The sequence below is a fragment of the Pseudomonas sp. TH41 genome (genome assembly GCF_016650695.1).
Taxonomy (GTDB): domain Bacteria; phylum Pseudomonadota; class Gammaproteobacteria; order Pseudomonadales; family Pseudomonadaceae; genus Aquipseudomonas.
The window spans coordinates 1,314,789-1,327,529 of sequence record NZ_JAEKFH010000003.1 but is presented as its reverse complement, the minus strand read 5'-3'; the positions used below and the strand labels follow the sequence as shown (position 1 = coordinate 1,327,529).

General features: G+C 58.7%; 10 protein-coding genes and 1 tRNA gene. 8 read left to right on the top strand and 3 right to left on the bottom strand.

Annotated elements, in window-relative coordinates; all coding sequences use genetic code 11:
- Positions 1-78: 78 nt before the first annotated feature.
- The 3 genes from pnp to JFU37_RS08780 all read left to right on the top strand — a co-directional run bounded on the left by pnp (position 79) and on the right by JFU37_RS08780 (position 2,903).
- Positions 79-2,184, top strand: a complete 2,106-nt coding sequence (gene pnp, locus JFU37_RS08790) for a polyribonucleotide nucleotidyltransferase (protein WP_201114931.1) — start codon at positions 79-81, stop codon at positions 2,182-2,184.
- A 203-nt stretch (positions 2,185-2,387) separates the two neighbouring features.
- A tRNA-Thr gene (locus tag JFU37_RS08785) sits at positions 2,388-2,463 on the top strand.
- Between the two features lie 134 nt (positions 2,464-2,597).
- Positions 2,598-2,903, top strand: a complete 306-nt coding sequence (locus JFU37_RS08780; RefSeq protein ID WP_201114930.1) for a DUF6388 family protein — start codon at positions 2,598-2,600, stop codon at positions 2,901-2,903.
- Positions 2,904-3,057: 154 nt separating this feature from the next.
- Here the strand turns inward: JFU37_RS08780 and nadC are convergent, their stop codons facing one another.
- Positions 3,058-3,906 (bottom strand): carboxylating nicotinate-nucleotide diphosphorylase, encoded by an 849-nt coding sequence (gene nadC / locus JFU37_RS08775; RefSeq protein WP_201114929.1) that lies wholly within the window; start codon positions 3,904-3,906, stop codon positions 3,058-3,060.
- 276 nt (positions 3,907-4,182) lie between these two features.
- On the opposite strand from nadC, the gene JFU37_RS08770 reads away from it, so the two are divergent.
- The 5 genes from JFU37_RS08770 to JFU37_RS08750 all read left to right on the top strand — a co-directional run bounded on the left by JFU37_RS08770 (position 4,183) and on the right by JFU37_RS08750 (position 10,786).
- Positions 4,183-6,390, top strand: a complete 2,208-nt coding sequence (locus JFU37_RS08770) for a DUF1631 domain-containing protein (RefSeq protein WP_201114928.1) — start codon at positions 4,183-4,185, stop codon at positions 6,388-6,390.
- Positions 6,391-6,453: 63 nt separating this feature from the next.
- Positions 6,454-7,014 (top strand): 1,6-anhydro-N-acetylmuramyl-L-alanine amidase AmpD, encoded by a 561-nt coding sequence (gene ampD, locus JFU37_RS08765; protein WP_201114927.1) that lies wholly within the window; start codon positions 6,454-6,456, stop codon positions 7,012-7,014.
- Positions 7,011-7,847 carry a regulatory signaling modulator protein AmpE gene (gene ampE, locus JFU37_RS08760; RefSeq protein WP_201114926.1) on the top strand — a complete coding sequence of 279 codons (837 nt, stop codon included), beginning with the start codon at positions 7,011-7,013 and terminating at the stop codon, positions 7,845-7,847. The genes ampD and ampE overlap by 4 nt, the downstream gene beginning before the upstream one ends.
- Before the next feature lie 320 nt (positions 7,848-8,167).
- Positions 8,168-10,198 (top strand): methyl-accepting chemotaxis protein, encoded by a 2,031-nt coding sequence (locus JFU37_RS08755; protein ID WP_201114925.1) that lies wholly within the window; start codon positions 8,168-8,170, stop codon positions 10,196-10,198.
- A gap of 198 nt (positions 10,199-10,396) precedes the next feature.
- Positions 10,397-10,786 (top strand): hypothetical protein, encoded by a 390-nt coding sequence (locus JFU37_RS08750; RefSeq protein WP_201114924.1) that lies wholly within the window; start codon positions 10,397-10,399, stop codon positions 10,784-10,786.
- Here the strand turns inward: JFU37_RS08750 and JFU37_RS08745 are convergent, their stop codons facing one another.
- Positions 10,787-11,563, bottom strand: coding sequence for a TatD family hydrolase (locus JFU37_RS08745; protein ID WP_201114923.1), 777 nt, complete (start codon positions 11,561-11,563; stop codon positions 10,787-10,789).
- A gap of 3 nt (positions 11,564-11,566) precedes the next feature.
- Positions 11,567-12,562: a catabolite repressor/activator gene (gene cra / locus JFU37_RS08740; RefSeq protein ID WP_201114922.1), complete on the bottom strand. Its 996-nt coding sequence runs from the start codon at positions 12,560-12,562 to the stop codon at positions 11,567-11,569.
- Between the last annotated feature and the right edge of the window lie 179 nt (positions 12,563-12,741).

The following is a 12,741-nucleotide window of genomic DNA, read 5'->3' as shown; positions in this document are numbered from 1 at the left end:
TGGGCCGATTCCCGACATTGCCCAAGAATTTCGCAAGAAGACAAGTTCCCCAAGAGCCACAAAAGAAGGTAGGACACCGTGAACCCGGTAATCAAAAAATTCCAGTTCGGTCAGTCGACCGTTACCCTCGAGACTGGCCGTATCGCCCGTCAGGCCTCCGGCGCAGTATTGGTCACCGTTGACGACGACGTCAGCGTATTGGTGACCGTAGTCGGTGCCAAACAAGCCGATCCAGGCAAGGGGTTCTTCCCTCTGTCCGTTCACTACCAGGAAAAAACTTACGCTGCCGGTAAGATCCCTGGCGGTTTCTTCAAGCGCGAAGGCCGTCCTTCCGAGAAAGAAACCCTGACTTCCCGACTGATTGACCGTCCGATCCGTCCGCTGTTCCCAGAAGGCTTCATGAACGAAGTGCAGGTTGTCTGCACCGTCGTTTCCACCAGCAAGAAGACCGATCCGGACATCGCTGCGATGATCGGTACCTCGGCCGCCCTGGCAATCTCCGGCATTCCTTTCGATGGCCCGATCGGCGCTGCCCGCGTTGCGTTCCACGAAAGCACCGGCTACTTGCTGAACCCGACTTACGAACAACAGAAAGCTTCGAGCCTGGACATGGTCGTTGCCGGTACTTCGGAAGCCGTGTTGATGGTTGAATCGGAAGCCAAAGAGCTGACCGAAGACCAGATGCTGGGCGCGGTACTGTTTGCTCACGACGAGTTCCAGGTTGTGATCAACGCTGTTAAAGAACTGGCTGCCGAAGCTGCCAAGCCAACTTGGGCCTGGGCTCCACAGCCAGAAGCCACCGCTCTGCTGGGCGCTATCCGTGCCGAGTTCGGCGACGCGATCTCCCAGGCTTACACCATCACCATCAAGGCCGACCGTTACGCTCGCCTGGGTGAGCTGAAAGACCAGGTTGTTGCCAAGCTGTCCGGCGAAGAAGGCCAGCCTTCTTCCAGTGAAGTCAAAGCAGCATTCGGCGAAATCGAATACCGCACCGTTCGCGAAAACATTGTGAACGGCAAGCCACGTATCGACGGCCGCGACACCAAGACCGTACGTCCTTTGAACATCGAAGTCGGTGTTCTGCCTAAGACCCACGGTTCGGCACTGTTCACCCGTGGCGAAACCCAGGCTCTGGTTGTTGCAACACTGGGCACCGCCCGTGACGCACAACTGCTGGACACCCTGGAAGGCGAGAAAAAAGACCCGTTCATGCTGCACTACAACTTCCCTCCGTTCTCGGTAGGTGAGTGTGGTCGCATGGGTGGTGCTGGTCGTCGCGAAATCGGTCACGGCCGTCTGGCCCGTCGTTCGATTGCAGCCATGCTGCCTGCTGCCGACGTGTTCCCGTACACCATTCGTGTTGTGTCGGAAATCACCGAGTCCAACGGTTCGAGCTCCATGGCTTCCGTTTGCGGCGCTTCCCTGGCGCTGATGGACGCTGGCGTTCCGATGAAGGCACCGGTTGCCGGTATCGCCATGGGTCTGGTTAAAGAAGGCGAGAAGTTCGCCATCCTGACCGACATCCTGGGTGACGAAGATCACTTGGGCGATATGGACTTCAAAGTAGCCGGTACCGCCAAAGGTGTTACCGCGCTGCAGATGGACATCAAGATCAAAGGCATCACCGAAGAAATCATGGAAATCGCTCTGGGCCAAGCCCTGGAAGCGCGCCTGAACATCCTCGGTCAGATGAACCAGATCATTGGTCAGTCCCGTACCGAACTGTCGGAAAATGCTCCGACCATGATCGCGATGAAAATCGACACCGACAAAATCCGTGATGTCATCGGTAAAGGCGGCGCGACCATTCGTGCGATCTGTGAAGAGACCAAGGCTTCGATCGACATCGAAGACGACGGTTCGATCAAGATCTTCGGCGAAACCAAGGAAGCGGCTGAAGCAGCACGCCAGCGCGTTCTGGGCATCACCGCAGAAGCAGAAATCGGCAAAATCTATGTCGGTAAGGTTGAGCGTATCGTCGACTTCGGCGCATTCGTCAACATCCTGCCTGGCAAAGACGGTCTGGTACACATCTCGATGCTGAGCGACGCTCGTGTTGAGAAAGTGACCGACATCCTGAAAGAAGGCCAGGAAGTGGAAGTTCTGGTACTGGACGTGGACAACCGCGGCCGTATCAAGCTGTCCATCAAAGACGTAGCAGCAGCCAAGGCTTCGGGCGTTTAATCACCCCCGCGCCTGACTGCTGAACAACGAAACGCCCCGACTGGTTCGGGGCGTTTTGCTGTCTGCAGAAAGATCAAAAGATCGCAGCCTGCGGCAGCTCCTACACGCGGTCTTTATGTAGGAGCTGCCGCAGGCTGCGATCTTTTTATTTTACGGCGTGCAAAGTTGCCTGACTCTACGGTCAGTGCTAGGTTTAGCCCACCGCCCGTGTAGCTCAGTTGGTAGAGCAGCGCACTCGTAACGCGAAGGTCGCAGGTTCAATTCCTGTCTCGGGCACCAGCGACACCTTGTTTTCAGACGATCCCGAATGGTTCTGAAGGCCAGACAAACCGGGCTTTAAACGGTTTTTTTGCGTCAGAGAGATCCTTGATGATCCAGATCCATCTTCCATTCCCCAGATCAAAGAGAACGCCATGACCGTTAAAGAATTGACCCAAGAAGCCAGACACGAAGAAGCGCTCAAGAAGTATTTGCTGGATTCGCCCCAGCTAGCCGATGAGATCAAGGACCTGAGTGCCGACGATCAGAAAGACCAGATCCAGTGGGCGTTCGAGGATGAGGCTGAATCGCAAGGCTTGCAGCCTTGGGAGCTGACGCTCAAGTACACCTCGACCCCGGAAGAGTTCGAGGCTGCGCGCCTGGTTCTGCACCGGGAGGCGGCCGAGGTTCTGGGTGTCGAGTGGGAAGAGTACTGCGAGATGAACAATCTGGTGGTCTGAAAAAACGCCAGCCTCAATAGGGCTAATGCCGATATTACTGTAGGAGCGAGCTTGCTCGCGATGGACTCAAGAGCGCCGCGTTTAGCCAATAAACACGCGTTATCGTTAACGACCATCGCGAGCAAGCTCGCTCCTACAGTGCAGCACATTGTGATCAGAGGCTCAGTCGCATCGACAGGTCGACCGCCTTTACGTCCTTGGTCATCGCACCAATCGAAATGTAATCCACCCCGGTGTCGGCGATGGGCAGCAGCGTGCTTTCGTTGATGCCACCGCTGGCTTCCAGCTTCGCCTTGCCCGCGTTCAGACGAACGGCTTCACGCATATCATCCAGGCTCAGTTCGTCGAGCATGATGATGTCTGCGCCGGCGGCCAGGGCCTCTTTCAGCTCATCCAGGCTTTCTACTTCGATCTCTACCGGTTTGCCCGGGGCAATCTTGTGCGCGGCCTTGATGGCTTCAGGGATGCCCCCGGAGGCGGCGATATGGTTTTCCTTGATCAGGAACGCGTCATACAGGCCGATGCGGTGATTGTGGCAGCCGCCACAGGTCACGGCGTACTTCTGGGCCAGGCGCAGGCCCGGGAGGGTTTTGCGGGTATCGAGCAGCTTCACCTGCGTCCCGCCAACGAAATCCGCCAGGTATTGCGCACGTGTGGCCACGCCAGAGAGCAATTGCAGGAAATTCAGTGCACATCGTTCGCCGGTCAATAGCGAACGTGCCGGGCCTTCGAGGTTGAACAGCACCTGATTCGGTTTCACCCGTTCACCGTCGCGCACCTGCCAATGCACCGCGACACGCGGGTCCAGCTGTCGGAAAACTGCATCGACCCAGGCGGTGCCGCTGATGACAGCGTCGTCCCGGGTAATGATGGTGGCTTTGGCCAGGCGTTCGGCCGGGATCAGCTGCGCGGTGATGTCGCCGCTGCCGATGTCTTCGAGCAACGCACGGCGTACGTTGGCTTCGATTTCGGCGGTCAAATCGGCGAGACGTAGATTCGGCATAACGGACTCCACAAACAAAGTGGCTCGATTATAGGGCCATGACACGGGGCAACCCAAGGCATCAGCACGGTTCAGATCGCTCTGAAATCTGCATTTGGTCGATTCCCTGGAGAAATCGGCACTGCGCATCGGTCATTGCCAGGCGTCTATTTCAAGGAGGGGGGCAGAGTCTGCTGGTACAAGTGACACCTTTTGCAAGATAATCCGCCTTGCGTTTGACGTCATAGCTTTGACGGTCTTCGCTTTACGAACCCACTCACCGCTTCAGGAGGCAGGATGCACAACGACGGGAATGTAGTGCCTTTGCACAGGGCCACTACCGATCAGGCGATTCCCTCGCCGCTCGCCCGCCTGCCTATGATTCTGCTTCAGGTTCGCGACAAGGCTGTGCAACAGCTCAGGCAGGGTTTGCAGGATCTGTTCGACAACGCCGACGACACCCTGTTTGAAATGGCTGATCGGGCTCGTAATGGTGTTGAGCGGCATCTTTTCTTCGAGGCCATGCGCGATCTGCGCCTCAAGCGCAAAAGCATCGAACGGGTCTTTCTCGAGCAATTCCTCGAAGCGTTTGTCAGCCTCACGCCCCTCGACATCACTCAAGCAACCCTGTCACGGGCATTGTCCGTCGACACTTCGATGTCACCACTTGATGACGACCTGGAGCGCAACGTGGCGGTGCACGGAATGGTCAGCAAAGTGCTGAACCGCGACGGTTTCGCCCTTGACCAACTGACTGCGCGACTCACCGCGTTGTTGGGCAAGCCCCTGGCTGATCAACACAACCCCATGGGACCGGCGATGCTCTGCGAGTATTTCTTGCAGGCCGGGCGCAATCTGGGCATGGAGATCAAGGTCAAGTTGATCATCCTCAAGCTGTTCGAGCGTTATGTCCTCAGTGACGCCGATCAGCTCTATGCCAACGCTAATCAACTGCTGATCGCCACCGGCGTGCTGCCCGACCTCAAGCCCGCCCCCGCGCGCAGGGCCACGGATCATGCGGACGGCAGTGTTCGTGCCGACTCGGCGCAGGCCTGTGCCCGCTCAAACGGAACGCAGATCGACGACGGTGTGCAGGCCGTCTTTGTGGCCTTGCAAGAACTGCTGCGCCATGTGCGCGGCAGCGTCGCACCGACGCTCGACGTCAGTGCCCAGGCCCAGCCGATTTCTACCCGCGATCTGTTGCGGCTGCTCTCGCACTTGCAGCAATACGTGCCGGCGCCAGAGACCCGGGACGATTTTGATCTGCGAAACCAGCTCGAACAATTGCTGACCCGGATCAGCGTCAAAAGCGGCAAGTCGCGCGTTGTCGAGGTGGCCGACGAAGATGTGATCAATCTGATCGCCCTGCTCTTCGAACGCATCCTCGACGACCGCAACCTGCCGGACTCCCTCAAGGCATTGATCGGCCGATTGCAGATCCCGATGCTCAAGGTAGCGGTGCTCGACAAGAGCTTCTTCAGCCGCAGCAGTCATCCGGCCCGCCGTCTGCTCAATGAAATCGCCACTGCCGCGATGGGTTGGGGCGAGTGCGACGACCATGAACGCGACAGCCTGTATTTGCGCATCGAGCAAGTGGTGCAGCGCTTGTTGAATGACTTTGTCGATGACCCGGCGATCTTTTCCGAAGTGTTGGCGGATTTTCTCGCATTCACCAGCGACGAGCGCCGGCGCAGCGAGCTGCTGGAGCAGCGAACCCGAGACGCCGAAGAGGGGCGCGCCAGAACCGAGGTGGCCCGCCATCGCGTCGAGCAGGTGCTGAATCAGGCGTTGCTGGGCAAAGTCTTGCCGCAGCGCGTCGTGGTCTTTGTCCAGGACGCCTGGAGCAACGTGCTGCTGCTGACCTGCCTCAAACACGGTGATGACTCAGCCGAGTGGCACGCCAATGTGCAAACCATGGAGCAACTGATCTGGAGTGTGCAGCGTCATGACGAACCCGGTGCTAGCCTGCGTTTGTTGGCGCTGGTGCCGGGTTTACTCAAGTCATTGCGCGACGGGCTGAACGGTTCGGCGTTCGATCCGTTCGCCACCGGTGAATTTTTCAGTGAGCTGGAAAGTTTGCACGTCCAGTTGTTCGAGCGTCCGGGGGCACTTGAACAGGCGGGCGACAAACCGGTGATGATCGAGGTGCAGGAAGCAGTCATTCTGCGAACGGCCGACGAAGGCCCGGTCGAGACAGCTTTGATCCGTTTGCCGGAGGACGATGTGGGTTTGCTTCAGGTCCGTCGTCTGCGTCTGGGCCGCTGGGTCGAGTTCAAGGAAGACGAGGACAACACCCTTCGCTGCAAACTGGCGGCGATCATCGATGCCACCGGCAAGTACATTTTCGTCGACCGCACGGGGATGAAAGCGCTGGAGCGCAGCCGTACCGAGCTGGCTCTGGAATTCCGCCGTGGTGCGGTGCGCGCGCTCGACGACACATTGTTGTTCGATCGGGCCCTGGAGTCAGTGATCTCGCACCTGCGGCGCCTCAATCACGGCAAGTGATCGCGCGCCGAGGGTCTATCGCGGCATACTGGGGGCAACACAGTCGTCATTGAAGGAACCTGTATGCAGTTGGACCCCGCGAGCGGTTGGTGTCAGGGCGTGAGTGTATGTCCCTCGCCCAACTTCAATGCGCGCCCCTCGGGCGAAGTTTCCCTGCTGGTGATCCACAACATCAGCCTGCCGCCGGCGCAGTTCGCCACCGGCAAGGTGCAGGAATTTTTCCAGAATCGCCTGGATGTCATGGAGCACCCTTACTTTGAAGGGATTGCTGACCTGCGGGTGTCTGCGCACTTTTTGATCGAACGGGACGGCGCCGTCACTCAGTTTGTCTCGTGCCTTGAGCGCGCCTGGCACGCCGGCGTCTCCCGTTTCGAAGGGCGGGAAACCTGTAACGATTTTTCCGTGGGCATCGAGCTTGAAGGCACGGATGATCTGCCGTTCACCGACGCGCAGTATCGAGCGTTGACCGCCTTGACCCGGCAGTTGCAAAACACTTTCCCGGCCATCACCGCGCAACGCATTTGTGGGCATAGTGATATTGCACCTGGGCGCAAAACAGATCCGGGGCCGGCGTTCGACTGGGCACGCTATCGTGCCGCCCTGGCAAAAGAGGAACAACAATGAGTTTTCTGGTGTTGCTATTGGCCGTCTGGATCGAGAAGTTCTCGGCCCTGCGCCATCGGGTACAACGTGATGGTGGTTGGGTACGCGAGTTGAACAAGCTTGAGTCCAGCCCGCGTCTGGCGAAAAGCCCGGGGCTGGTCCTGGTGATACTGGTGTTGTTGCCGGTGGCGCTGCTGGGTCTGTTGCTGGTGGTACTGGATCCGGTGGCCTACGGTCTGCTGGTGTTGCCTCTGCACTTGCTGGTGGTGATTTACAGTTTGGGGCGCGGTGATCTGTTGGCCGGCCTGGGACCCTTCCGCGATGCCTGGCGCCGGGAAGACCTGCAAGCTGCCGCTCATGTTGCGCAACGCGACGTGGGTATCTGCGCCGACGATGGCGAGCAATTGCTGGAGCGGGTCGAAGGGCATCTGTTGTGGGAGGCCTATCAAAGCTTTTTCGCGGTGATTTTCTGGTACTTCCTGTTGGGGCCGGTCGCGGCATTGAGCTATCGACTGCTCGCCCTGGCCGAAGAGCACGGGCAGAACCCCGCCGTAGTCGAGCGCGCCGCACAACTGCGTCACGCGTTCGACTGGCTGCCGGTGCGCCTGTTGGCGGCAAGTTTTGCGTTGGTGGGCAACTTTGTCGCGGTCGGCCGGGTGATGTTGCACGAACTGCTGAACTGGAACATCAGCGCTGCCCAATTGATCGAAAAGGTCGGGATGGTGGCTGGTGAAATCCCTGCACCGGTGGTCGGCCCCGACGGCATCAACAACCTGGACCGGATCTGGGAGCTGCTGCTGCGAGCCGCGGTGCTCTGGTACGCCGGGTTTGCGTTGTGGACGGTCCTGCCCTAGGCACACCGACCCTGGCGCTGCCTGCGTCCGCCTGTAGGAGCGAGCTTGCTCGTGAAAGACGTTAACGATAACGCGTTCATGTTGGATAAACGTGTCGCTATCAGGTCTTTCGTCGGAACGCCGCCCGGAGCAAGCTCGCTCCTACAGGCAGCCGAACGCAGGCTTCGCCAGCTGCTACAAGACCGCGTTCGCTCTGCCGTTTACCTTAAGTTACAAAACCTCCTGCCGATTTAAGTTATACAGAGCTAGCGCCGAATAGTGGCTGTCTGCTGTCGACCCGCGCCTGCCAATAAAAATAAGAAATCGAAGGGAGACTTCCAGTGAAGAGCTTGCTCTATCCCGCCGTTGCGCTGATGAATCGCCTGAGTTTTGGTATGAAGTTCAGCCTGATCAGCGTGCTGTTCCTTGTGCCGATGCTGGTGACCAATTTCTATCTGGTGCGCGATTCCTATCGCGAATTCCAGGGCACCCAAATCGAATTGCAGAGCCTGGACCTCCTGGGCAACAGCCTGACGTTACGGCGCGATCTGGAAACCCTCAACAACCTGGTGCAGATTAACGCCACGCTCGGGCAGTCTGGCAAGGCTGGCAATATCGAGTCGCAGATCAGCACTTTGGGGCAAAGTGTGCTGAGCCGTTTGCAGGGGCTGACGGCGATGACCACGGACCCGGAACAGATCGCTGTTTTCGATGCCAAGCGCGATGAGATGATCGTCGCCTTCAAGGCGCAGCAAGCGGAAAGCTCCCTGCAAAGTAAAAGCGGGATGATTGGCAAGTTGCTCGGTAACGCGCAGGTTTTCAGCCAGATCATCGCCAGTCAGGCCGGCCTGAGCCGTGACACTCAGAGCGACATGCGTCAGCTGAGCGAACTCATCACCAATGTCACCCCACGGGTTACCCAAATACTGGGCGAAGGCCGGGCGATGGGTTCTTTTTCGTTGGGGCAGGGCTTTCTCAACTCGGCATCGAGTACTCGATTCGATGAATTGTTGGCACAGATCGAAAAGCTGCAGGGCGAATATGGGCTGAAACTGCAGGATGCTTTGGGGTCAAGCAAAGCTGCACGGGAGACCCTGGCCGCCCAGGCCGATAACAGCAAGGCATCGCTGAAGAAGGCCAGTGAACTGTTCGAAGAACAGGTGGTGATGGCTGACACGCTCGATGCGCCGTGGCAGGGTTTTTACGATCAGGTCACAGGCCTGATGGACCGGACCTACCAACTCAATGAAGCCACACTGAAGTTTCTCGGCACTCAGTTGCAGCAGCGGCTGGAGCAGAATCGCACGCACATGATTTTGCAGGCCGTGGCGCTCTCGGTGGTGTTTGTGTTGATCTTTTACCTCTATGGCGGTTTCTACGCCTCGACCCGCACCACCCTGAAGCGTCTTGGCGCAATGATGGACAAGGTGGCCGCCGGTGACATGACGGTGACCTTCAACGCCGATAGCCGCGATGAACTGGGCGAGCTGGGTGAAGTGTTCAATGGCACCGTGAAGAAAATCCATGACCTGATCGAGCGAGTGGGGCAGACCGTCAGCGAGGTCGAGCGCCAGGCCGGGCAGGTGCAAAACGTTTCTGCGCAGAGCAACCAAGCCGTGGCGGGGCAGCGCTCCCAGATCGAGCAGGTGGCGACGGCCATGAACCAAATGTCGGCGACCTCCCTCGAGGTGGCGCGCAGTGCCGCCGCGGCGGTCAGCAGCGCCCACAGTGTTAATGACGAGACCATTAACGGTCGCGGGCTGGTGCAGTCACAGCAGGGCAGCATCGCTGCGCTTGCCAGTGAAATCGATCAGTCGGTGTTGGTGATCAATCAGTTGGCGAGCGACAGTCAGTCCATCAGCCGTGTGCTGGAGGTGATCAAGAGCATCGCCGAACAGACCAACCTATTGGCCCTCAACGCGGCCATCGAGGCGGCGCGAGCGGGCGAGCAAGGGCGTGGTTTTGCCGTGGTGGCGGACGAGGTCCGGACCCTGGCCAAGCGGACCCAGCAATCCACCGAAGAAATCGAGCAGATGATCGCCAAGCTCCATGGCGGTGTCGGTGCAGCGGTGAAGGCGATGGGTATCAGCCATCAGGTGGCCAGCGGCACTGTCGGACAGTCGGAAAAAGTCCAGCAGGCGCTGGAAAACATCCTCGGTGCCGTCGGCATGATTGTCGATCAGAACCAGCAGATCGCCGCTGCGGTGGAGCAGCAAACCGCCGTGGCTCATGACATCGACCAGAACATCGTCGAGATCAATCGCGCAGGCGAGCGCACGGCCGAAGGCGCGCATCAGACCGAGGGCGCCAGCCGTGCGTTGTCGGCTCAGGTGGTGGAACTCAAGCAACTGATCAGCGCATTCCGCGTGTAAATAAGTGTAGGAGCGAGCTTGCTCGCGATGAATTCGAAGGCGACGCATTTTTCCAGACAGCACGCGTCATCGTTCACGTCCATCGCGAGCAAGCTCGCTCCTACAGGGTTTGAATATCCTGTTTTTCCCCGTTCTCTGGTTTATGGTCTTCAATGATTGAGGATCTATCTCTCTGACCCGCCCGGAGGAGGCTTGGTTATGTCGGCTGCAACGAATGGAATCCAGGGCCTCTGCGCCCATTGCCACCGCACACTGCTGCTCAAACCCTGGCAGCTCAACGCCATTGCAATCAATGAAGCGTTCGCCTGTTCCCACTGCCAGAAAGCCTTGCAACTGCGTGATCCGAAACAGATCAAGCGCTTCAAGTCCAATGACTCGCTGGCATTGCTGCGGGTGAGCACGCAGATCATGGTCTGCACCGCGTTGCTGGTGGCGTTGGTGTTGGAGTGGATGCGTTTGCTCAGCGTCCTGGAGCAGCTGAATTTTTCGCTGTTGGCGATCTTCGTCTACTTCATCGTGATTCGATTTGCCCGGCATCGACAGCACATCACGCTGACACTTGAAGCCGCCAAGGCCCACGTCAATTGATTACCAGTTGAACAGCTCACAGGCATTGGCGGTGCTGGCGGCGGCCAATTGCTCGGCGGTGATCGCCATGATCCCCGCCAGCGCCGAGCAGATCGCCGGCAAGTGGGCCGGGCTGTTGCGTTGACCGGGGAACATGGCGGGCGCCATGTCCGGTGCGTCGGTTTCCAGGACCACCGATTCAAGCGGCAGCTCGGCGAGGACGCGGTGCATGCGCAGAGCCTGAGGCCAGGTCGCGGCGCCGCCGAGGCCGAGTTTGAAGCCGAGCTTGATGTACTCGCGGGCCTCTTCCTTACTGCCGGCGAAGGCATGGATGATCCCTGCGCGTTTCAACCGAAACCGTTTAAGCGTGGCTATCACGGCCGCATGACTGCGTCGCACATGAATGAGTGCCGGCAGATTGAAGTCCGCCGCCAGTTGCAACTGCGCCTCGAACAGCGTCTGCTGACGTTCGCGGTCCAGGGTTTCGATGAAGTAATCCAGGCCGATCTCGCCCACCGCACACACCTGCCGATGGCCGGCTAGCCGAGCCAGCCAATCGCCGAGTTCGGGTAAATCTTCGGGCTGATGTTGATCCAGATACACCGGGTGCAAACCGAACGCTGCATACAGGTCGGGATCGCTTTGCACCAGATCCCAGACCCGCTGCCAATTGGCCTGATAAACCCCCAACACCACCATCCGCCTCACGCCGAGGGCGCGGCTCTCGGCGAGCAGCGCCTGACGATCCTCGTCGAAGTCCGGAAAATCCAGATGAGTGTGGCTGTCAATCAGCTCCACGGTTCAGTCCTGGCGAATACGCTGCTTGAAGGTCCGCGGGATGGCCTGCACACCGGGTTGGTAATCGGACTGCTCGATGGCGGCGAGCGCCAAGGCCAGCGCTTTGTCGGCGATCAACTGGTGTTGCTGGGCCATGGCGTTGACAGGCAGCGGCAGGAAGTCCAGCAATTGCGTGTCACCGAATGTGCCGAGGCGCAGCGGGCGGGTTTTGAGCGGGAAGTCGTGCAAGGCATCGAACACGCCCTGAAGTAGAACGTAGGACGTGGTCACCAGCGCATCCGGTAAATGACCCAGGCGTTGCAGGAGTTCTTCCATCAACTGTTTACCGCACTCACGGCTGAACGACTCGCCGTGTTCGATCAGCACTTCGCCTTTGAACGCTGTCAGCGCTTCCTTGAAACCGGCTGCCCGTTCCTGGCTGATGCTCAGTTCGGGGCGCGCACCGATCAGCGCGATCTGTTTGGGCTGCGGGTCCAGTAGACTGCGGGTCAATTGCAGGCTGGCTTCGCGGTCGTCGCTGATGACGGAGCAGAAATGCTCAGGCTCCATGACCCGGTCGATGGCGATGATCGGAATGCCCTTGGCCTGCAACTGGCGATAGCTTTCATCGCCCGCCGGCAAGCAACTGGCAACAATCAACGCGTCGCAGCGCCGGGCGCGGAACAGTTGCAGCAATTGCCGTTCGCTGTCCGGCGCATCGTCGGAACTGGCAATCAGCAATTGATAACCACGAGCCCGGGCGCCTTGCTCCAGCAATTTGGCGATCCGCGCGTAACTGGGGTTTTCCAGGTCCGGCAGAATGAAACCCAAGGTGCGGGTGTGCCGACTGCGCAGGCCGGCCGCTTGAGGATTGGGCGTAAAGCCATGTTGTTCGACGACGGCACGCACGCGCTCGACGGTCGCGCTGCTGATGCGTTGCTGTTCGGCCTTGCCATTAATGACATAACTGGCGGTGGTTACGGACACACCGGCCAACTGTGCGATATCACTGAGTTTCAACTCGGGATTTCCTTGTTTTTTCGAGCTTGCCCCGACATTTTTGCCAATCGTACCTGATTCATGCAGGTGACCATCGTCCGCAGAGCATCCGACAAGTTGGGCTTCAAGGATGAGGCATTATCGAGTAACGTGCCAAACAATCTAGATTAAACGTTTCAGCAAGCGTATTTTCTATGTTT

Bases quoted from the DNA above. Each gene is read 5' to 3' on its own strand.
- JFU37_RS08770 (WP_201114928.1), top strand. From the start codon at position 4,183: ATGCACAACGACGGGAATGTAGTGCCTTTGCACAGGGCCACTACCGAT.
- nadC (WP_201114929.1), bottom strand. From the start codon at position 3,906: ATGCCGAATCTACGTCTCGCCGATTTGACCGCCGAAATCGAAGCCAAC.
- ampE (WP_201114926.1), top strand. From the start codon at position 7,011: ATGAGTTTTCTGGTGTTGCTATTGGCCGTCTGGATCGAGAAGTTCTCG.
- JFU37_RS08780 (WP_201114930.1), top strand. From the start codon at position 2,598: ATGACCGTTAAAGAATTGACCCAAGAAGCCAGACACGAAGAAGCGCTC.
- ampD (WP_201114927.1), top strand. From the start codon at position 6,454: ATGCAGTTGGACCCCGCGAGCGGTTGGTGTCAGGGCGTGAGTGTATGT.
- JFU37_RS08750 (WP_201114924.1), top strand. From the start codon at position 10,397: ATGTCGGCTGCAACGAATGGAATCCAGGGCCTCTGCGCCCATTGCCAC.